General features: G+C 67.1%; 25 protein-coding genes and 2 pseudogenes. 5 read left to right on the top strand and 22 right to left on the bottom strand.

From position 1 onward, the window contains the following. Positions 1-49: 49 nt before the first annotated feature. The 3 genes from ACH4OW_RS26325 to ACH4OW_RS26315 are packed head-to-tail and all read right to left on the bottom strand — an operon-like array spanning position 50 to position 1926. Entirely contained in the window at positions 50-424 is a 375-nt protein-coding gene (locus tag ACH4OW_RS26325) for a hypothetical protein (protein WP_398030294.1), read from the bottom strand. Further along, positions 421-1308 (bottom strand): pre-toxin TG domain-containing protein, encoded by an 888-nt coding sequence (locus ACH4OW_RS26320; RefSeq protein ID WP_398030293.1) that lies wholly within the window; start codon positions 1306-1308, stop codon positions 421-423. Before ACH4OW_RS26320 ends, ACH4OW_RS26325 begins: the two co-directional genes overlap by 4 nt. 9 nt (positions 1309-1317) lie before the next feature. Next, the gene (locus tag ACH4OW_RS26315) at positions 1318-1926 is read right to left on the bottom strand and encodes a hypothetical protein (RefSeq protein WP_398030292.1); all 609 of its coding nucleotides are present in this window, start codon (positions 1924-1926) and stop codon (positions 1318-1320) included. A 390-nt stretch (positions 1927-2316) separates the two neighbouring features. Between ACH4OW_RS26315 and ACH4OW_RS26310 the strand changes: the two genes are divergently transcribed. Both ACH4OW_RS26310 and ACH4OW_RS26305 read left to right on the top strand, forming a co-directional pair. Then, on the top strand, positions 2317-2502 hold the full coding sequence (locus tag ACH4OW_RS26310) for a hypothetical protein (RefSeq protein WP_398030291.1): 186 nt from the start codon (positions 2317-2319) through the stop codon (positions 2500-2502). Between the two features lie 86 nt (positions 2503-2588). After that, positions 2589-2816 (top strand): hypothetical protein, encoded by a 228-nt coding sequence (locus ACH4OW_RS26305; protein ID WP_398030290.1) that lies wholly within the window; start codon positions 2589-2591, stop codon positions 2814-2816. Between the two features lie 49 nt (positions 2817-2865). Here ACH4OW_RS26305 and ACH4OW_RS26300 read toward each other — a convergent pair whose 3' ends face one another. Together ACH4OW_RS26300 and ACH4OW_RS26295 are read right to left on the bottom strand one after the other, a co-directional pair. After that, complete coding sequence (locus tag ACH4OW_RS26300) at positions 2866-3225, bottom strand: hypothetical protein (protein WP_398030289.1); 360 nt, start codon at positions 3223-3225, stop codon at positions 2866-2868. Further along, on the bottom strand, positions 3225-3974 hold the full coding sequence (locus tag ACH4OW_RS26295) for an N-acetylmuramoyl-L-alanine amidase (protein ID WP_398030288.1): 750 nt from the start codon (positions 3972-3974) through the stop codon (positions 3225-3227). The genes ACH4OW_RS26300 and ACH4OW_RS26295 overlap by 1 nt, the downstream gene beginning before the upstream one ends. Positions 3975-4110: 136 nt before the next feature. Between ACH4OW_RS26295 and ACH4OW_RS26290 the strand changes: the two genes are divergently transcribed. The 3 genes from ACH4OW_RS26290 to ACH4OW_RS26280 are packed head-to-tail and all read left to right on the top strand — an operon-like array spanning position 4111 to position 6143. After that, the gene (locus tag ACH4OW_RS26290; RefSeq protein WP_398030287.1) at positions 4111-4434 is read left to right on the top strand and encodes a WXG100 family type VII secretion target; all 324 of its coding nucleotides are present in this window, start codon (positions 4111-4113) and stop codon (positions 4432-4434) included. After that, positions 4431-5717 carry a WXG100 family type VII secretion target gene (locus ACH4OW_RS26285; protein WP_398030286.1) on the top strand — a complete coding sequence of 429 codons (1287 nt, stop codon included), beginning with the start codon at positions 4431-4433 and terminating at the stop codon, positions 5715-5717. The genes ACH4OW_RS26290 and ACH4OW_RS26285 overlap by 4 nt, the downstream gene beginning before the upstream one ends. Positions 5718-5738: 21 nt before the next feature. Beyond that, positions 5739-6143, top strand: a complete 405-nt coding sequence (locus tag ACH4OW_RS26280; protein WP_398030285.1) for a hypothetical protein — start codon at positions 5739-5741, stop codon at positions 6141-6143. Positions 6144-6173: 30 nt separating this feature from the next. Here the strand turns inward: ACH4OW_RS26280 and ACH4OW_RS26275 are convergent, their stop codons facing one another. The 17 genes and pseudogenes from ACH4OW_RS26275 to ACH4OW_RS26195 form a co-directional block, all read right to left on the bottom strand. Continuing rightward, on the bottom strand, positions 6174-7211 hold the full coding sequence (locus ACH4OW_RS26275) for a hypothetical protein (protein ID WP_398030284.1): 1038 nt from the start codon (positions 7209-7211) through the stop codon (positions 6174-6176). Continuing rightward, entirely contained in the window at positions 7211-7579 is a 369-nt protein-coding gene (locus ACH4OW_RS26270) for a hypothetical protein (RefSeq protein ID WP_398030401.1), read from the bottom strand. The genes ACH4OW_RS26275 and ACH4OW_RS26270 overlap by 1 nt, the downstream gene beginning before the upstream one ends. Before the next feature lie 50 nt (positions 7580-7629). Further along, positions 7630-8109 (bottom strand): annotated as a pseudogene (locus ACH4OW_RS26265) (DUF5047 domain-containing protein); the annotation flags it as partial. Positions 8110-8928: 819 nt separating this feature from the next. Then, on the bottom strand, positions 8929-9204 hold the full coding sequence (locus tag ACH4OW_RS26260; RefSeq protein WP_398030283.1) for a hypothetical protein: 276 nt from the start codon (positions 9202-9204) through the stop codon (positions 8929-8931). Positions 9205-9766: 562 nt separating this feature from the next. Continuing rightward, positions 9767-10102: a hypothetical protein gene (locus ACH4OW_RS26255; RefSeq protein ID WP_398030282.1), complete on the bottom strand. Its 336-nt coding sequence runs from the start codon at positions 10100-10102 to the stop codon at positions 9767-9769. Positions 10103-10387: 285 nt separating this feature from the next. Next, a complete protein-coding gene (locus ACH4OW_RS26250) occupies positions 10388-10537 on the bottom strand; it encodes an HNH endonuclease signature motif containing protein (RefSeq protein WP_398030281.1) in 150 nt (49 codons plus the stop codon). A 228-nt stretch (positions 10538-10765) separates the two neighbouring features. Further along, entirely contained in the window at positions 10766-10927 is a 162-nt protein-coding gene (locus ACH4OW_RS26245; RefSeq protein ID WP_398030280.1) for a LysM peptidoglycan-binding domain-containing protein, read from the bottom strand. A gap of 287 nt (positions 10928-11214) precedes the next feature. Further along, positions 11215-11847 (bottom strand): annotated as a pseudogene (locus ACH4OW_RS26240) (transglycosylase family protein); the annotation flags it as partial. 514 nt (positions 11848-12361) lie between these two features. Next, complete coding sequence (locus ACH4OW_RS26235) at positions 12362-12583, bottom strand: hypothetical protein (protein WP_398030279.1); 222 nt, start codon at positions 12581-12583, stop codon at positions 12362-12364. Further along, positions 12580-12786 (bottom strand): hypothetical protein, encoded by a 207-nt coding sequence (locus tag ACH4OW_RS26230; RefSeq protein WP_398030278.1) that lies wholly within the window; start codon positions 12784-12786, stop codon positions 12580-12582. The genes ACH4OW_RS26235 and ACH4OW_RS26230 overlap by 4 nt, the downstream gene beginning before the upstream one ends. Before the next feature lie 465 nt (positions 12787-13251). Beyond that, positions 13252-13590, bottom strand: coding sequence for a hypothetical protein (locus tag ACH4OW_RS26225; protein ID WP_398030277.1), 339 nt, complete (start codon positions 13588-13590; stop codon positions 13252-13254). Next, positions 13587-13949 (bottom strand): DUF6221 family protein, encoded by a 363-nt coding sequence (locus ACH4OW_RS26220; protein ID WP_398030276.1) that lies wholly within the window; start codon positions 13947-13949, stop codon positions 13587-13589. Before ACH4OW_RS26220 ends, ACH4OW_RS26225 begins: the two co-directional genes overlap by 4 nt. A 254-nt stretch (positions 13950-14203) precedes the next feature. Beyond that, a complete protein-coding gene (locus ACH4OW_RS26215; RefSeq protein ID WP_398030275.1) occupies positions 14204-14938 on the bottom strand; it encodes a hypothetical protein in 735 nt (244 codons plus the stop codon). Between the two features lie 1181 nt (positions 14939-16119). Further along, on the bottom strand, positions 16120-16437 hold the full coding sequence (locus ACH4OW_RS26210; RefSeq protein ID WP_398030274.1) for a hypothetical protein: 318 nt from the start codon (positions 16435-16437) through the stop codon (positions 16120-16122). 12 nt (positions 16438-16449) lie between these two features. Then, positions 16450-17538, bottom strand: coding sequence for an AAA family ATPase (locus ACH4OW_RS26205; protein ID WP_398030273.1), 1089 nt, complete (start codon positions 17536-17538; stop codon positions 16450-16452). Positions 17539-17633: 95 nt separating this feature from the next. Beyond that, on the bottom strand, positions 17634-18038 hold the full coding sequence (locus ACH4OW_RS26200; protein WP_398030272.1) for an SsgA family sporulation/cell division regulator: 405 nt from the start codon (positions 18036-18038) through the stop codon (positions 17634-17636). A 321-nt stretch (positions 18039-18359) separates the two neighbouring features. Continuing rightward, positions 18360-18674, bottom strand: a complete 315-nt coding sequence (locus tag ACH4OW_RS26195; RefSeq protein ID WP_398030271.1) for a hypothetical protein — start codon at positions 18672-18674, stop codon at positions 18360-18362. Between the last annotated feature and the right edge of the window lie 56 nt (positions 18675-18730).

Genomic DNA, 18730 nt, shown 5'->3' with positions numbered 1-18730 from the left:
CCCTTGGTCACCGTTGCGCGGGTTGACCAAGGGCGTTCTGACACCGTCGTTACCGTGTCAGGAGTTCGAGGGCATTGCGGGCTGCTTCTACGACTTCTTGCCACAGGGGCGATGCCAGGAAGTCGCTGTCCGGGCTTTCGCTGCCGACGTCCTCAATGACCTTCTCAAGATGCGCGACCAGGGATCCCATAGCTGCTGCCTCTGTTTCAGAAGCAAGGGTGTATCCGATGGCATCACGGGGAGAATCCCAGACGCCGGCATCCCCGAGAATATTCACATTCAGCGTGAAGTCATCAAAAAAGCCTGGGTGCGGATAAATTCGGCCAACCCAGACGCGCTGCTGATACTCGCGGTCGGAAAGGGCTCGGACAGCAGATACGACCTCGGCCCGCATGTCCGGAAGCTCCACGTTGCTCTCCGTCATGGCTTGTTCCACTCCCTCCACTTTACCCATTCCGACAACGGAATATGGGCATCATCAGGGTTATCTTTGATGGATCCAGAGATCGGCTTACCGTCTCGGCCGATCACCTTTCCGCCGGAATTGATGACAACATGGTCGACCTGCTGGATCACCTGCGAATTGTTCGGATTCCCCTTATCAATGCGGACGCCGTCACCCTTGCCGTTGTTCCATCGATACCCAACGCCCTTATTGGTGGACTTTTCGAAAGACTTGAGGTGACCGGGAACCTTGTCCCACGCCTGCCTGCTGAGCCAGCCATCAATCTTACCAGTGGCCTTCTCCGCCTTGATTGACTTGATAAGATCTTCGGCCTTGATTATATCCTTGCCAGCTTTGATCCAGCGCGTAAGAATGACCGCGCCCAGGATACGATCCGCAACGGGTAGCTTCTCGCCGGTGATTATGTCCGTTCCTGTGATGGCTTCCGTTACCCCCTTTGCATCGCCTGCTCCGGGTAGGAGGTTTGCCACTAGCGAAGTGAGGGCCTGCTTGGCTTTGCTGTCCTCAACCTTGGAGTGGCCGCGGACGTAGTCACCGATGCCGGAGAGGTCGAGGTCCTTGAACGGGCTGCTGCCGTCCTTCGCGATAGGCGTCTTGATGGCATCGTTGATATCGCCGATCGCCTTGTTCATTCCAGCGACGCCCTGGTTGGCCTGTTCCATGCCGCGATTGGCCTCAGCAATGCCGCGATTCATCCCCGCGATCCCGCGGTTGGCCTGATCGATGCCCTCGACCATTCCGTTGATGCCGCGGTTCATCTGGTCGAGAGCCTGGTTCATCCCGTCCAGGGCAACGATCATTTCATTCAGGCCGCGAACCATCTGATCCATCGCCTGGATCATGCCGGGGACCTAGGCGTTGAGTCCGTCTAGAGCGGAATTCATCTGTCCGAAACCTGCGTTTATTTCTTCCAACGCGGCATGGATTTCCGGGTCTGACAGGATGTTCGCGGCCTCGCGGATCACCGGAGCCAGCTCGACGGTGAGGTCGCCTGTGGCCTTCGCGAGCTGGGCCGAGTGCTGGACTACATCCCGGACATTGCCGAGTACCCGCTTCTGCGAGTCGACGGTGGCGGTCAGGTTCTTGAGTATATCCGCCGCTTCCGGATCCTTCTTCTCCTTGGCGGCGATGTACTCCTTCATCTTGGCTTCGATGAGCGGAGCGGCCCCCTTCACGCCCGAAAACTTTTCGCGTAGGCCGGGGAACTGGGTATCGGCCTGGTCTTTCCAGTCGAGCGACGCACCAAGGTAGAGAACGATGCCCAGCAGGGCGAGCGCCTCACTCCGGGCGTTCTTCTTGATGCACTCCAGCTTCTTCCCGAAAGGCTCGGCAAGGCACTGCTCCAGAGCCGAGGGTGTCTCTTTCTGATTGGCAGCGAGAGCTTGGCTCATGCCGCCGGTGACGAAGACGGCGAGCGTCAATACCAACGCCGCGGTTCTGCTCAATATGCGATTCTTCATGGATTCCAGACTTACAGGAAATGGCGAAATGGCGCTTGGCCTGGAAAGTCGCCTTGCCTTGGCCATCGCCGCATCAGACGGAAAGAGGAATCAGGCATACCCAGCGTGAAGGGAGTACACGCCTAACGGCGGCGCAAAAGCCACCCCGAGCGCCAGACGAGAGATCATATATGCCGCATTCACCCAATGCGTTCCCTCGGGAGCCACTGTGTCACTTTGTCAGTCACGGGCAGCGAGTCAGGGGCAGGGAAAACCGACGACGGCACTGGCCGGGCGAGATCGGACGGCGCGCCAAACGGTCATGCCCAACCCTCTAGCTAGCCCTACGCGTTGGGCTATAAGGTGGAAGCGACAGCGGACGACCAGCCTCACAGGGTGAAGGGAACCGCCGTGACCGTCCAGACCTACACCATCGACGATTACCACTACTGGGTCGACTGCGGGCACAGCGCCTGGGTCCCCTGCGCCGACGCCGCCCGCAGCGGCGAGCCGCACGGCTGGATGAGCAGCGACGGCCGCGGCGGCAGCGAGTTCTTCACCGATGCGCCCTGGAACGAGGTTGCCCCCGACGACTGACCCGCCCCCACGTAGCTGCCGCACTCGGACCGGGCCCTGCCGCGAGCCCCTGTGCGGCAGGGCTGCTCGACACCGAAGGAAAGCCCATGCCACTGCCCGTAGCCCTCATCCTGGCCATCGCGTTCCCGTGGCTGCTCGCCTCGCTGATCACTTCGCTCCGCGTCGGCAGCGCCGGTCCCCTCTGGCTCACCTTCCCGGCCCGCTTCTGGGACGGCGTCGGCGCTTTCCGGGAAGGGGCCCGGCGCCCGGCCGCCGACTACGCCCGGATCGCCCGCCTGGAAAGGGAACTGGGCATCGGAAATCCGCAGCCGTGACCCCACGCACAGATGCCCCCTCCACCCGTGCGGGTGGAGGGGGCATCTGTCATGATCCGGTGTCGTTGTACTCCTGGACCAGGCGGTGCGGCTCGGGCGGGTCGCCCACCGGATTGCGTGCCCAGCGGTAGAGGCCGTCGACCGTCCAGGAAAAAGCCCTGACCAGCGACTCCATACGGGACATGCGCGTCCGCAACGCGGCGTTCTCCTGATCGACCCTGGCGACGGTAGCCGTCAGGACCGCGAGGTCGGCAGAGCGGCTGGCCGGCGCCGCGCCCGTTCGCGCCGCCGCTTCGTTCGCCGTCGCGGCGGCCGCGCCCGCGCGGATCGTGGCACGCGCGGCCAGCAGTCCGCACACGATCATGCCGACCGTTCCGCCGCCCGCAACCAGCCACGCCTGTCCGTCCATTACCTTTGGGGGATCTTGAGCACCTGGCCGACGCGGATCACATCGGCGTCCTCCAGACCGTTGAGCCGTGCGATTTCCGGCCAGCGCGAGAGGCTGCCCAGCAGCTCGGCGGCGATGGAGGAGAGCGTGTCTCCCGGGCGGACGCGGTACGTGCGCAGCGGTGCCAGGCGCTCCGCAATCCGGGCACGCATCGCGTCCATGGTGAAGCCGAGCGGGTCGACTTTCCCCGGCTGCCACTCGCGGTGCCCGATCACGCTGCGCTCGTTCCAGTGGTGGAAGCGGCAGATGGCAGCTGCCGCCGCCTCGACCGCTTCGAGCTGAACGGCCGGCCAGGGATCCTTGCCGTCGCCGCGGTTCTCGCACTCGAAGCCGTAGAAGTGCACGTTGCCGTCAGTGTCCGTCTCGTTGTCCGGTGGCAGCGGCGTCTCGGCGATGACCGCGTTCAGCACGTCCCGGTCACCGCGTCCCGCGTGATTGGCATGGCCGCAGCCCACCAGGTACACCCACCCGTTCTTCGCGATCACACCATGGCACGGCGGTCCGGGAAGAGACGCGTAGCCGTCGTAGCAGATCCGCACCGTGGCATCCGTGCCCGAGGTGACCGTGTGATGGATCATCACACCGTGCACCGGCCCCCAGGCGCCGTGCCCGGCGCGGTTGTGCGTGCGCCAGTTGCCGACCTGGACGACGTGCAGCCCCTCGTCCTTCAGGACGGTCAGCAGGCTCGCGGCGGACATCGGAGGAGCCATGGGTTCTCACTTTCCCGTTATTGCTTGAGTCGTGAACGACTTCCCGCTGCACCCTGAGGCGGGAAGTCGCTGAAGCGTTGTCAGTGGCTCGCGATAGGTTGTGGGAACAGCAAAGGCACAGTTCCTGGGGTGACTTATGGCCGGTGACGGCTTCGACATAGACACGGACCAGCTCAAGTCCGCGGCGCCGCGTTTCCACCGCGAAGCCGACGCGCTGGCAAAGGCGACGGCAAAACTCAAGGGCTCGTTGGACGGGCTCGGTTCGCCGTGGGGGGACGACGAGCGCGGGCAGGAGTTCCAGCGCATGTACGCTCCGCACCGGGCACAGATTGAGAAGGCATCCCAAGCCCTGGTCAAGGGACTGGAAAGCATCTCCAAGGCCATGAAGGACATGGCGGACAACCACGAAGACGCCGACCGCTCTTCTGCCACCGGTTTCGGCAAGGGTGGTGCGAAGTGAGCGCCGCCGACAAGGCGAAGGAGATCGTCCAGGACCTGACCGGCATGTACTGGCCGGAAGGCGACGAGGACGAACTGCGGGAGGCCGCCCGCGCCTGGCGTACTTTCGCCGATGAGGTGGAAGATGTCACCGCCGCGGCGCACAAACCCGCCCAGGACGTCATCGACAACAACAAGGGCCCGGGCATCGAGGCGTTCGGTGAGTTCTGGCGCAAGTACCACGGCGGCGGCAAGGGTTACCTGGACGACGTCGCCAGTGCCGCACGGGATATGGCCAAGGCGCTGGACAAGTTTGCCGACCAGGTTGCCGCGGCCAAGAAGAAGATCGAGCACGAACTGGAGATCGCGGGAGCAGTCCTCGTGGTCGGGACCGCGCTGGCGATCTTCTCCGGCGGCCTCACCGCGGGTGCGGCCGCGGCAGCCAGTACGGAGATCCTCGCTGCCGCCAGCGCGGCCGGCGTCGCCATCTCGACAACGGTCGCCGAGATCGCAGGAAGCGTCCTGGCCACAGCCGCCATCGGCAGCATCGAAGCGATCACCGTGGACGTGGTCGTCGCCCAGGGCGGACGCAACCTGCTCGGCGAGCAAAAGGGCATCAACGTCACCGAGATCCAGGACGCCGGCGTGTCCGGCCTGCTCGTGGGCGGCGCCTTCGGCGGAGCCGCCCGCGGCGTCAAGGCTGTCGCCGACGCAGGGGGCGTCAAGAACGTCTTCAGCGGCATGAAGCTGGACAGCTTGCAGCTTCGCCCGGCGATCGACCAGATGGGCAAGCGGCGCACCTGGGAGCTGTACCGGGCGGAAAGCTCCGACGCCATGGCACCGCCAGCCAAACCGGGCGACGATATGCTCCCGTCCGGGCACCCGGTCTACCACGGAAAGCAGACGACCACCATCGGCTACGACACTCGCACCCTGTCGAACGCAGAGCGCGTGCGACGTATACCGGGTCGCCATGACATCGTGGTGCACGGAACGGATGAAGGTACGTTCATCGCCGGCCACATGAACCCGGCGGGCAAAATGAAGACTACTTACCACATCAGCCCGCACCAGGTCGTGGAAGCAATCCGCAACAACCCGAACTACACCGGTGGTCCTGTGCGACTGGTCTCCTGCCATTCGGGGGCCGGAGCCGAGCCACTGGCGCAGTCAGTAGCGAACGAACTGGGTGTCCCTGTCTACGCACCCACCAACCGCATGGGAGTGGACCGCAAGCTAGGAGTCCAGGAACCCGTCATCGACAAGGGCGGGTACTGGCGCATATTCCTTCCCCTCACTGACTGACATCCACGATTGCGAGGAACAATGATTCGCCGAGTAGGTTTTTTCGCAGAAGGCAACGAGGACGGCGACCCTGCTGTCTACAGTGCGTCACTGACCTTGGCCATGGAGGGGCCCCCAGCGCCCGATGAGGACCGCATTCTCTCCTACCTCGAAGACGGCGAAGAGATCTTCAGCACCATGGGCGCTGAACGCGACGCCATTTCCAGAGACGAGTGGATCGGCGGCGCCGGATCACTGCTGACGGATGGTGAATGGGTCTGGCCTGTCGACCTCGTTTACTACCTCTCGCGTTACCATATTGCCCTTCCAGCCGATTTCCTCGATCATGTGCGAAAATCCGGATACCAGGCTCCCCGGGTACCGGACGACCGCTCCCGGGAAATCATGGCAGAACTTTTCCCTCGGCGGCCCTCCCCCTGGTCATAGGCTCAGCAGGCCGCCCCGCCCGCCCTGTGCTCAGTCGAGGAAGTACTCGATGCTGTTGAAGCTGATCCACGTCGGTGCGAAGGCGTTGTTGTCATGACCGTGCGTGCTGCCGCCGTCCGGACCGGTGGCGGCCGTACCGTTGATGCTGGTCTGGCCGCTGCCGCTCGCGCCTGTGTCGTCCATCTCGTGGGTGTGGTTCAGCTCGTGCGCGTGGGACTGGTTCTGGCCGCCGGTCGTGCCGCCGCCCGGGACGCTGTGCGTATGGCTCTGCGACATCCCGCTGGTTGACCCGATGTTCTGCTGGTGGCTGGTGAAGACCGCGTGGGTGTGGCTCGGTCCGCTGTGGCTGTGCGCCGGGCCCGCGTGCGTGTGCGCGGGGATCACTGTGCTGGTGATGCTCGGCACGGCCGTCCCTCCGACGAGCGTGATCGTGCCGTCCGCGTTGAAGTCGAGTTTCACGCTCACAGTGCCGACCGCATCACGGGCGACCACCGCAGTCGCGCGGTCGGCCGGGCGGTAGCCGCTGGCAAGCGGCGTGGACACCACGGCCGTCGGTGAACCGGTCACCGCTGCTCCCCCGCGCCACTGCATCTTCCAGGACCCGTTGTCCCAGCCACGGCGATAACGCACGGTCCCGTTGTCGTTGCCGTTGTGGCTGAAGCCTGAACCGAGCGACAGTACCGTCCAGCCGGTGGCCGTGTACTGCTGTGCGATCTCCCCGAGTGCCACCAAGTCCGTGCCCTGCTTGATGACCAGGACCGTTTCGCCGACCACGGGCGCGTAGCTGTCGATGTAGCGGATGCCGGGGATCTCCGTGGTGTCCCCGGAGATCTGGATGCCCAGCGTCGGCGGCACGGCCGTGTCCGCGATGCTGGCCACGGTGCCCTTGCGGATCGTCGCCGGTTCGAAGTCGAGCAGCGTCCGCTTCGCGATCTCCGTAGCGAGATCGCGGATGGCCTGGGTCTGCGCGGTCTGCGCGGCTTGTGCTGCCTGCTGTGCTTCCTGCGCCGCCGCCTCGGCCAGGACAACGGGCGGCTCTGCGGGTGTCGATTCGCCGGGAGTGGTCATCAGCCGGCCTGCCGCCTCAGCGTCAGGGACTGGGTGCTCTTTGCGTCCAGCGGGACGTTGAACGCGTCGAGCGCATAGAGGCCGGACACGTGGCTGCGTTCGCGTACGACCTCCATCACCGCGCCGGCCTCGTACGCCGGGTTGACGATGCCGGAGATGGAGAGCTGCGCGGAGAAGCCGAGCAGGGTGCGCAGCAGCTGGTCTGCGGTCGCCTGCGCGTCTTCGGTGGTCTTGATGAGCTGGTCCGTGACGAACTGCGGAACCTCGCCGTACGGGCCCAGGTGATACGTCGCGCTGGTCGGTTCTTCGTCCCAGGCCACCGCACGCACCGCAGGCAGTTCGTCGCCCGGCGACTCGCCGGTGAGCACGACCCCGTTGTATCCGGGTTCATCGGTGAAGACGCGAAGGTGCGCGCCAGAACCGACTTGATGGCCTCGATCATGTTCGTGCCGCTGGCGATGACGTACGGGCTGGTGAACTTGTCCCTGGCGACCGTCCTCGACAAGTCGTACGCCTCCAGCTGGATGTCCGGGCTGCCGCCGGTCGCGTCCGAGACGCTGACCTTGGCGAGCCGGAACACTCCGAGCGGCAGCACGTCCACCGTTCCGTCGTCGTACTTCACGCCCCGGTATGGCCGCAGCTCGGTCCCGTACGGCGTCAGCAGGGAATCCGTGCTCTGGGGACCAGCACCCCCAGAGGATCTACGCAGGTGGCCTTGCAGGTACGCCGGACCGCCGCCGTACGGTCGCACCCGACTTCCCCGCCCGTGGCCGGGAGCCGGACCGTCTGCCGCGTCGGCGAGGTCACGTCCACGCAGGCGTGGACCGTATGGCTGCGCCTGATCTCTTGAAGGAGGCGGTCCGAAGCACGCTGAGCCATGCCGCCTCCCACCCCACATGCCCGAAGATGCACAGGTACGAGGTGCTGCCCGCGCGTTCGGGACAGACCGAGCTTCCCCCAAACGCCGACACCGGGGCCAGCACGTTCATGGCAATGAGCAGCAACTGGGCGCGCAACCGGTGATCGTGCACGCCTGGCCCGCAGTAGGCGCCGAGCTGCCCGCTACGACGCTGCTGCGAGGCTCCGCCGGCGGGTGGATGAGCGCGGGTCGGGCTGGTGTGACTGGTGTCTGGGCGACTTCCCCGCGGACGTGGTGGAGATCGATCACGTGCGGCCCTCGCGATGGGAGGGGCCGACACGGATGGGAACGTGCAAGTGCTGTGCGTCGGGTGTCACCAGCTCAAGACACGTACAGAATTTGGAGCTGTCGATCTCGGCGCTAACCGCCGAGCCCATGGCGCGTCAACAAAGATCTCATGGGAGAGGCTTGGCTAAGTTCGCCAAGAGCCTTAGGCAGTGCATGAACCGTGCTCAGCCTGTCGGGCAACAGGCTCAGTGGACTTTGTTGCGCGGGCATATCAGCCCCGCCGCACTGGTTCATCGCTCCGAGGATCGGCAGCTTCCCAAGGTTGTTGCTGGCGGTGCCACTTCCAGCCGTAGTGGCTCCGGTTGCGTGGGTGCCTGTCTTGTTGGCGCATGTCGTCGCGAATGCTGGTGACAGGAGGACGCCGATTCCTCCAGCGGACGCGGGTGCGGCGGTCGCGAGCCCGGTTCCGATCGCTGCTGCGGTGACGGCAAGCTCCGTGACGGTCCTACGGGTGGTCATGCCCTACGAACGATGATTGGCGCGGTAGGTCACTCCCGAACGTATGAGTGATCAGCCCGAGAACGCTCCCCATCCTTCGGGAACCCATTCGCCACTCTGCCGGAAGCTGTCCGTATCGAGCCGACCAGCCCACCTCATTAGTTCGCCCCATGCTGCGTCTGCTTCACGCGACCAGGCGGCGGGCGCATGCTCCACGATGTCCAGCGCGACGCCGATGCGCTGCTCTGCTGTGGCGAACTGTTCGCGGGTGCCCACGGGCAACGTGTCTCCGCGGGCGTCCAGCATGGCGTGCAGCCGCTCGCAGCAGTCCGCTAAGTTCATGCGCATGGCCCCGTGTTCGCGCCGGTGGGGCGGGGCTGGACGCACTGTTCCAGAAGTTCACCGGACGCGAGAGCGTGCCAGAAGTGCGCCTCTCGGAACAGCTCGGTTCGCTTGGTGTTCGACAACCCCGAGTAGTACACGGGACGCTCGCCACGCTCTTTCGCGCCGGCTCGGGCCTGGACGACCCACCGTTTAACCAGGCGCTCAACGTCGCCAATGTGCACAGCCATGCGTTCCCTCCTAGTCGCCTGCGGGCCCCTCCGAGACTGCCCCGGCTCGCGCTGTAGGTCCGCTCCGCGTGCGCACATGACGAGTGGTGTGCACCACATTCCCCGCCCCTGGAGGTGGCCCCCTGCCCCGACGACCCCGTACCCCCTGCCCGATCGCCGCGTGCCCCGAGCTGGCCATGGGAGAGCGTTGGCGCTCCAAGGCAACGCCCCGCACGGGCCTTAACCAGGCTCGTACGGGGCGGACATGGGCTGACGCTTGGTGGAGCTTGTATCAGAGGGCACGGGTAAGGCTGCGCCTCCTCGTTACGTTCACTTTCGCCGTGGCGTTGCGGTCGCGATTACCGGACGAATTTCACCGAGCGGAATTCCTCGTGATCTAGAGCCTCATACGGGAGCAAGGCGCCAACCGCTTCCCCACGGCAGTTTTTTGCCGAGTAGAGCTGAGCGGTCCGGTCTGTGGCATTATCCACGGCTCCGCTGGCAGCAGGGTCGGTGTAGCACTTGTCATCCTTTGGATTGTTGATGGACTCTGTGAAGTCTCCGGGCTGGGTGTGGTAGTAGAATGTCCCGCTCGCCCGTGGCTGGGAGGGTTCGGGGAACGCGGCTTGGGGGGCTGCGGTAAGAATGCAGAGGAGCGTGGCGGTTCCGAGGGCAACGGCGGTGATGCGGCGCATGGGTTCCCTCTCTTTTTGCTGCTGATCACACATGGAATGCCCTCATGGGCATGGGTATATCCGTTGCTCCACTCGAATGAGTGGCGAAGAAACGATCCCCCACCCCTTGGAGGTGCCCCCTGCCGCGCCGACCCTGCACCCCCTGCCCGATTCCCGGGTGCCCGAGCTGGCCCGTGGCGGCCGCCGCCCCCGTCCAGGCTCTGCATAACTCCCCGGAGATCAACATAAGAACCTATACATCAACTATTCATGCATGGATGCATATTGCGTATGCATTGGCAGTGATCACCACCGCCGCGAGGCCACCAGCGGAACCGGCGCACGTCCGGCACCCTTGATCGAATTGCAGCGCCGGTGAGCGGGACGCAGGTTCGCGGCATCGTAGGGATCACCACCACGCGACAAGGGATCAACGTGACCAGCAGTCCATGACATCGCGTGTCGGTAGTCCCAGTGTCAGGTCGATCTCTGCACCACAGATCCAGCACATGGGCTCGGCCTCACGGCGCAGGCGCTCTGCTGCCTTGCGCCATTGGTAACCAGAGCGATGGGCACGAGCACCATCACCATTCTCCATGGGTACACAGCTCCTTGACGGCAGGGCACTGTGTATCCATGGCGAACAGCCAGGCAGCACAAGCGAAGTGCGGTAGCGGACGGTGGCTATCGGGGCAGGCTCAGCACCTGTCCAGGATGGATCAGGTGCGGGTTGCTGCCGACGGTGCGGTGGTTGACGCGGTAGAGCGCACGCCAACTCCTGATGTTGTGGGCCTGGGCGATGCGATACAGGCTGTCACCACGCTTGACCTTGTAGGGCTTGGCCACGGCATGGGGGCGGGGCCCTGCCTCACCCGGTGCGTTGGCACTCCCCCGGTTATCACCGGCACCCGCCTTCTGGTCACCGCCCCTGCCCTTCGACCGGCCGCCCTGGCCAGCAGGCCCCGCCTGGGCAGAGGCCCCCGCCTTGGTGTGGGGAGCCCCCCGGGGGTGGGGGGTACCCCCCCACCCCCCGTTGTCGAGCCGTGCGGACGCACCACCCCGAGCACGGGCTGCGCGTTGAGCCTGGCCACGCGGACGCTCCGCCCCGGGCGGGGCGCCTCCACGATGCGCCCGCCCCCGATGTAGATGCCGATATGCGAGGCACCCCGGTAGTAGGCGACCAGGTCGCCGACCCGAAGGTTCTTCAAGGGCACATGCCGCAGTCCGGACCACTGGGCCTGTGAGGTGCGGGGGATACGGACCCCTGCCGCCCGCCACGCAGCCATGGTCAGCCCGGAGCAGTCGAAGGCGTACGGGCCGGAGGCTCCGTAGACGTACGGCTTGCCGACCTGCCGCAGCGCGTACGCCGCCGCCCTGGCCGCGGTACCGGCGGCAGCCTTCTTCGGCGCCGCTTTCCGGTACTTGGGCGTCGCGGCCTGGGCCGGCCCGCTGAAGGGTGCGGCCATGCCGCGGCGCAGTCCGGCGCGCGCCGAGCAGACGGGCCACGCCCCGGGGCCCTGGCTCCGGAGCACGCGTTTCGCGACGGCGATCTGCTGCCTCTTGGTCGCGCGGTCGGCACGGGAGGCGTACCGCTTGCCGCCGTACGCCCGCCAGGTCGACGGGGTGAACTGGAGCCCGCCGTAGAAGCCGTTGCCGGTGTTGGTGTGCCAGTTGCCGCCGGACTCGCACTGGGCGACCTTGTCCCAGACGCTGGCGGGTGCGGCGGATGCTTTCTCCGCGCCCGCGACAACGGCGCCGGTGCCCACGAGCCCGGTCACGGCGGCGATCGTCAGGGGGCGCTTGGCGCGGACGGCCTTGGGCTTCCGGTGCCGTCCCGGTGTGGTGCGGTGATGCCCCACGAGGTTCCCTCTCGGGTCATGGTCCGCCCCCCGTACGAGACCGTGGTCCGCCCCGTGATCGGGCGGTCAGGAGCGGCCGTTGACAGCCGCGGGCGCCGCCTCGCGGCGCAGCAGAAAGCCCCGCCGGCTCATGCGGACGGGGCCTCAGAATCACGTCAGGCGCGCCCCTGCGGGCACGCCTGGTACGGGTCCATAGTGCATATGATCGGTTAGGGAGCCAAGGAATGGCCTTTGTGAGGCGAGGGCGGCGGCTGGGGCAGAGGTGTTCCCGGGATGTGCGCGGGCAGTTCCGTGAGGTCCCACAGGGGGCGCCCCCGCGCATCCCGGTGGTCCGTGATCCGCCCCTCGCGCCGCCACCGGTACAGGACTTCGCGGGGGCGGCCGGTGTAGAGAACCGCGGCGTCGGTATCGGCGAGACGGGTCACCGCCGCGGCTCCGCGAAGACGGTCACCGCCCAGGCTCCGGCGTACATGGCGGGCATCCACATCAGCACCGGGTTGCAGGTCCGGACGCCGGCCGCCCATGCGACCACGGACAGGGCGCCGAAGAGGATGTGCAGCGGGACCGTGAACCGGCGGACCTGCCACCACACGACGGTGTTCACACGCCAGTACCAGCGCCCGGCACGCAGCAGCATATTCACGGCGTCCACTCCTTCGGCAGTTGCTGATCGCAGGTACGGCACAGGTGCTCGACGACCGGGCCGTCATCGCCCAGCAAGTCCTTCTCGCACACGGGCACCACGTCGAGGTGGTTGCACCGCCCCTTGATCCACTGGGACGGACTGCCGAACTCCGGGATCTCGACCCACTCCCAGCGGGGGTCGTCGGGTCCGTTCACAGGCACCAACTCTCCTTGTACTCGGGACGATCGTCGTAGTCGGACACGAGCAGACGGACCGACGTGCAGGGCCACGACGCTGTGTACCGTCGCCCGCACGTAGTAGCGTGATCGGGTCACCGCACTGCCGTCTCAAATGAACCCTTCAGGTCGCAATGTCGGTTTTCTCGAAGTCAGGAAGATTCCGCACCTCGCCGGGTAGAACCGCTGGTCGCGCCCTGTGGTCCCCGCGCGTGCGGGGGTGATCCCTCGCCGTTCACCCGGCCTCGCAGTGCTGCGAAGTGGTCCCCGCGCGTGCGGGGGTGATCCCATGGAGACGCTGGCCGGCAATCTGGCGACGGGGTGGTCCCCGCGCGCGTGGGGACGACTTCCGCCACTTCGCCGAGTCGCGCCCGCTAGAAGGCGATCATGTCATCGGCGCCGCTCACGCCCGCCGCTCCTTCGGCACAGCAGCGCTCCGGGGCGGCACACTCACGGCCGCCTCCCCGACTCTTCCCCGGCAATCCGCGCGATCAGGCCGGTGAGATCGCCGAAGTCCCCATCCTCGAACTCCGCGCGGCAGCCGTGCTCACAGCCGATCACGGCCTTGACCGTCGCGTACCCACAGTCCGGGTCGGAGGTGTCGACGCCCGACTCCTGGCGGACGACCCTGACGACCGGACAGCCGGCGAGACGCCGGGCGTCGTCGCTCACCTGGCGGCGGCGACGGCGCGAACCGCTCTCCATGCCTTCGCGGGTGGCCTCCAGGAACTTACGCAGGAGGAACACGCTCACCAGCGCATCGGCATGCGCCGCTGTCGGGTCGCTCACGGACGCCACTCCTCCCTGAAATCCGGGTGGTCGACGTACGGCCGAGCGAACAGGCGCAGGGTCAGGCAGTTCGACTCGTCCGCCTCCGCGTCCCACGCCTGAGCAGTGCAGCACGTCTGGCAGCCCCGTTCCGTACGCCGGAGGTGCTCGGGCCTGGACGGCGCATGTTCTTCGATGATCCGCTTCTTGGCCCCGGCCTCGACCAGCACGCGGGCCGGGTCATGCCGCAGGACGTGGCGCTCTACCGGGCTGCTGACATCCACCTCCTCGTCACACCACCCGGCCGTTGCAGCATGCGCGGCACCGTCCAGGTCTTCGGCCACCCGCTCCCGCAGGAACTGAGCAAGGTTGTCAGCCACTCGGTCCTCCGTCTCCTTCCACAGACGATCCTGCTCCACATCCTCCGGCGTGTTGCGCCGGGAGACGACAGCAGTGATTCACACGTCCTCCCCCTCGGCGAACAGTTCCGCAGCCCTGGCGTGCGGGCAGCGCGGTTCGGTGTATGGCCAGCCGTGCGCCTGGCAGTATCCGTGATGGTCGTATCAGCACGGGTCGGGGTCTCTCAATTGATCGATCAGTTCAAGCAGCTCGTCGGCCGTCGGCCGCCCCTCGCTCATGCGCTCCCACTTTCTTCCAGAAGTTCGATCCACTGCCACCGGTAGTACCGCGTGCCGCACGGTGCCGTCTCCGGCGTGCCGATGCAGCGCACATCGGTCGACGCGTCGTCGGCGACGCTCAGCGCGCCTCCGCACTCGCCGCACACCACCGAGGCGAGCATCCGCTGCGGCGAGTCGTACCCGAGAATGATCCTCGCGGTCCGTACGCGCCGGTGCAGGTCGCTCTTGACCTCGTGCACGAGGTCCGGGCCGGCGTCCAGTGTCCCGTCGGCGACCAGGGCACACCAGTCCGCTATCTGGCGCAGCGCGTTGACCGCCGATATCCCCTCGGCCCGGTCATGGGGATACAGCGCTTCGCGCAGCAGTGCGTAATGCATGTGCGCGTCCGTCTCGATGGCGAACAGGCAATCCAGGGCTTCTTGATTTCCGGGCGGACTGCTGTGCGACTTTTCCTGCGCGCTGACACCGCTGCCGTTTCCGGCGGCGGTGCGTTCGGTCACCGCCTCCTGCAACTGACGGATCAGGGACGGCTGGAGGCGGTCCTCGGCGCGGGCCTCCGTCCGGGACGGGCATTCGCATTCGTGATGCCTGCGGCAGGCCGGCGTCATCGCGGCGCGGAGCGCCCGGCACACACCGCTGTGGCGCTGCACGGCGACGTCGTACTCGATGTGCTCGCGCCACCCGTCGGCCAGCTCGGCGACGAGTCGCGCCACGGTCTCCGCGTCACCCACCGGCGGTCCCGGCGCGCTGCGGCTGCGGGGCGCGGCACGGCTCCGGGACGCGGTGCGCGCAGCAGCACCAGGCGGCGCCGCGGCACGCCGCGTGCCCCTGGCCGGGGAACTCCCGTGCGGCGGCGGGGTGGTCGGCTGCCCAGGCGCAGGCGGGACAGATCATGTGCGAGCCTTTCGGATCACGGGGACAGCAAAAACGCCCTGAGCGCCCGTCAGGGCCGCGCAGGGCGCGGGGTGGCGCCGGGAAATATCGACGCGGGGGCGGCAGACCCTCAGAGGGCCGTTCAGGCGCCTCTGGGGCGCATCCAGGGCCGGGGTGTGTGCCGGGGCGCCGGGCAGCCGTCGGCGTGGCAGGCCCACCACTGCGAGGCGGACATCCGCACGGCCACGTACGGATCATCAGCGTCCAGCCAGGTGCGGCACTGAAGGCACAGCTTCGGCCGCCAGCTCTGACCTGGGTCAGAACGGCGCCGGATCACACCGCTCGCAGGACCGGGGCTCTCCGGGTCCGCCCGAGCCGCCCCGGAAGCAGAGCGGCACTCCGGGTGCCCAGTAGCGCTCACAGGGGCTCGGGGAGGGTCCCGGGGCACCTCCGTGACGGCCGTGGCGTCCAGCCCGAGGGCGCCGCAGGCGCGGGAGGCGACGATGTCGCACGGCGTCGCGGACACCGACACGGTGCGCCGCCTCAGGTGCCAGGGGCGCCCGGCCATGGTGATCACGTCGTACGTCCGGCGGCCGGCAATGAGCGCGGCCCGGTACGCCGCCGCGTCCAGCGGTTCGGGATCGGCTGCCGTTGCGAGCCCCGAGACACGGCACGCGAACACGTACGCCCCGCAGCGGTTGCAGACGGCCAGTTTGATCTCTGTGTCGATCAGGTGACGCAACGCCTTTTCCCCCTCTTTGGATCATGGCTGTCGCAGGCGTCGCTAGTGGGGGGTAGTCCCTACACCCCCAGCGACTAGCGACACGATCTTGGAAAAACGGAAGGGATAGCGACGAAAGCACGACGCCGCAGGTCAGAGATAGCGACGAAAGCACGACGGAATAGCGACGGTAGCGACAGGGGGTAGCGACGAAATAGCGACATGACCTTGAAGAACCGCGAAAAGTAGCGACATCGCAGGTCAGACATAGCGACGGATAGCGACGCTTTTACAAAACCCCAGGTCACAGGGGTGCCCTCAATCAAGCTGGTCGATCATGCTCTGGTCGTACGCGGAGTGATCCGCCCCGTCCGCCGCGGCGGCGGCGAAGGCGGCCGTCTGGAGGCGGCCTTCGTAGGTGATCTCGTAGCGCGCGGCCCCCGCCACTTTCTTGATCAAGTCTTTTTTCAGCAACGCGTTCACGTGCGTGCCGACGGCGCTCCTCTCCGCCTTCTCCAGTCCCAGGGCCGCGGCGGCACCACTGACGGAAACACCGACCTCTCCGTACTCCCCGATCGCGCGCAGCACGGCTGCCTGCTTCTCGGTGACGATGACCTCGGTCGCGGCGGGCGGCACGCTCCCCTGCGGCTACAGGGCGAGGCTGCCGAGCGTCCTGACGCCTTCGACCAGGAGCACGGGCGCCTCGGCCATGTCCTTCTGGAAGCGGCTCCTGACCTCCACCCTGGCCGTGCCCTCGGTCCTCCTGATCTCGAACTCGCTGTCCACCGCCCCGTCGAAGGCCGTCGCGCCGCGCCCGCGCCCGCCCTCGGTGCCGCTGTGGTGCACCAGCAGCACGCAGGCGCCGGTCTCCTCCCGCAGGGCGTCCAGCGCGGCGATGGCGGTGCCCATCTCCCCGTTGCTGTTCTCGTCCATGCCCACCGTGCTGCGCGCCTGCGTATCGAGGATCACCAGGCCGAAGCCGTAGGTGACGCAGTACGCCAGCAGGCTGCGCATCTGCTCCGCATCGCCCACCTGGACGGCGCGCGGGTACCAGTACACGCCGTCCATGCGCCGGCCGTGCAGGTCTTCCCAGGCCCGCACCCGGGCCCGGGTGCCGCTCGCGCCCTCCGCGACGATGTACAGGACCCGGGCGGCCCGGGTGCCGTGCCCGAAGAACCGCTCCCCTGTGCCGACGCAGCCCGCCATCTCCAGTGCGACGAAGGACTTGAGCGACTTCGGCGGCCCGAAGAACCGGGCGAGCGTGCCCCGGTTGAGGAAGTCGCTGATCAGTGGTTCCGGAGCGGGTATCGCATCCAGTGATTCGCTGTCGTAAACATTCTTGGCGAACTCTTCGGCCAGCGCTGCCATGCCGTCCGGCGAGGTGAGCGCAGCCATCTTCCGTTCCTCGTGGCGCCGCTTCGCCTCCTCGGAAATCTCCAGGAATTCGACCTGCTTGCAGACGCTCTCCTCGCGCCTCAGCTCCTCGTGCATCGCTTCCATGCGGGCGGCGACATCCCGGTCCATTCCCGCCACCGGGAAATGGCGTCCCGCCTTGAAAGCCAGCCATTGCGCTTCCGGAGACATGGCGGCCCACATCACGGAGCGCTTCGCCGGATCCAGTTCCCCTATGAAAGTGCGTGCGCTGATCTCGTCCGGAGGCAGGAGCGGCGGGACGGCCGGCCGGTCCGGCTGGCTGAACTGGGGCGGGTGGCCGTTCGCTTGAGGATCGCCGGTCACGGCCACCCGCCTCTCGTGCTGTGGCTTACACGTTCACCGCCGCGTCCGGCGTACCACTGAGGTGTACATCTTCGTCCCCTGGCGCCCCTGAGGGCTCACGCCGCTTCGCCGAGCAGGAGCCGCAGCTCCGCGTCCATGTCGACGGCGTCGAACTCCCGGCCCTCGGGCACCGCTTCGTAGGTGCGGCACAGGAACGCACGTGCCTGCGGCCAGGACGCGACGAGGTCTGCTGTTCCCTTGGGTGTCTGGAGCCGGATGCGCAGCCGCCCGCGGTCGCAGCGGCGTATCCGGACGTCCCCCATCCCGGTCCAGCGGCTGGTCAGGATGCCCTGCATCAGCAGGCCCCGGGCGAAGTCCCAGCGCACCGGGCGTCCGTTGTCGTTGATGTGCAGCCGGACGGCGCAGGCGTCGCGCGGATCGTAAACAAGATCGGCTTGCATCCGCCGCATGCACCCGTCGTCGTCTACATCGAGATCGAGCGGCGTGCGGATGATGTCCATGTCTCCTCCTCGGGAAGCGGGATGGTCTCGGTGACGGCGTCGGGCAGCGGGAGCTCCGCCGTCCTGGACGCGGGGCTTTGCGGCGGCGGGGCCGCCGGTGCCAGAAACGGCGGTGTGCCCCGCGCCGGCGGCCGGTCGGGCGAGGGCGCTGACGGCGTAGCCCGCTCCCCCGCCGAGAACGACGGACGCGGCGAGCCAGGCGAGGTGTTCAGTCATCGCGGCACGCGCCCGTGAGCTGCTGCACGCGCCGGGAGACCCGCGCGTACGTCTGCCCGGTGGTGTGCCCGTCCCACTGCGCGCGCAGGTCCCCGGTCCCGGCGCTCACCACTTCTGCCCGACCCTGGCCTTGTCCCACTGCCCACGGCTGACGCAGATCTCGTCACCGGTGTCCAGCTCGATCTCCCAGCACTCGGGGCGCGGCCGCTGGACGCGCCTGCTCCCGTCGCCGACGGTGCGGCACGAGCGTTTGGCTCCGGTGCCGGAGCACGAGCGTTTCGTCTGCGGCTCGGTGGTCCACTGGTTCCCGGTTGCCTTGTACTCCTTGCCGGTCACCGTGCCGTGCGGCGCAGCACCGCACGAGATAAGCGCGACGACCCCGGCCGACAGCACGGTCACCAGGGCGTTGGTCCTCTTCACGGCGGGTGCGTCCTTCCATGCGAAAGCCCCGGCGCCGAAGGCTGCCGGGGCGTGGT

It is taken from the genome of Streptomyces sp. NPDC017056, assembly GCF_044332485.1.
Classification (GTDB): Bacteria; Actinomycetota; Actinomycetes; order Streptomycetales; family Streptomycetaceae; genus Streptomyces.
This window is presented reverse-complemented; position numbering and strand designations above follow the sequence as displayed.

What these genes read in the sequence shown, in the direction of transcription:
- ACH4OW_RS26260 (WP_398030283.1), bottom strand. Translation starts at nt 9,204, where the DNA reads ATGCGCATGAACTTAGCGGACTGCTGCGAGCGGCTGCACGCCATGCTG.
- ACH4OW_RS26290 (WP_398030287.1), top strand. Translation starts at nt 4,111, where the DNA reads ATGGCCGGTGACGGCTTCGACATAGACACGGACCAGCTCAAGTCCGCG.
- ACH4OW_RS26255 (WP_398030282.1), bottom strand. Translation starts at nt 10,102, where the DNA reads ATGCGCCGCATCACCGCCGTTGCCCTCGGAACCGCCACGCTCCTCTGC.
- ACH4OW_RS26295 (WP_398030288.1), bottom strand. Translation starts at nt 3,974, where the DNA reads ATGGCTCCTCCGATGTCCGCCGCGAGCCTGCTGACCGTCCTGAAGGAC.
- ACH4OW_RS26280 (WP_398030285.1), top strand. Translation starts at nt 5,739, where the DNA reads ATGATTCGCCGAGTAGGTTTTTTCGCAGAAGGCAACGAGGACGGCGAC.
- ACH4OW_RS26300 (WP_398030289.1), bottom strand. Translation starts at nt 3,225, where the DNA reads ATGGACGGACAGGCGTGGCTGGTTGCGGGCGGCGGAACGGTCGGCATG.
- ACH4OW_RS26320 (WP_398030293.1), bottom strand. Translation starts at nt 1,308, where the DNA reads ATGATCCAGGCGATGGATCAGATGGTTCGCGGCCTGAATGAAATGATC.
- ACH4OW_RS26305 (WP_398030290.1), top strand. Translation starts at nt 2,589, where the DNA reads ATGCCACTGCCCGTAGCCCTCATCCTGGCCATCGCGTTCCCGTGGCTG.
- ACH4OW_RS26275 (WP_398030284.1), bottom strand. Translation starts at nt 7,211, where the DNA reads ATGACCACTCCCGGCGAATCGACACCCGCAGAGCCGCCCGTTGTCCTG.
- ACH4OW_RS26200 (WP_398030272.1), bottom strand. Translation starts at nt 18,038, where the DNA reads ATGGACATCATCCGCACGCCGCTCGATCTCGATGTAGACGACGACGGG.
- ACH4OW_RS26325 (WP_398030294.1), bottom strand. Translation starts at nt 424, where the DNA reads ATGACGGAGAGCAACGTGGAGCTTCCGGACATGCGGGCCGAGGTCGTA.
- ACH4OW_RS26315 (WP_398030292.1), bottom strand. Translation starts at nt 1,926, where the DNA reads ATGAAGAATCGCATATTGAGCAGAACCGCGGCGTTGGTATTGACGCTC.
- ACH4OW_RS26250 (WP_398030281.1), bottom strand. Translation starts at nt 10,537, where the DNA reads ATGTCATGGACTGCTGGTCACGTTGATCCCTTGTCGCGTGGTGGTGAT.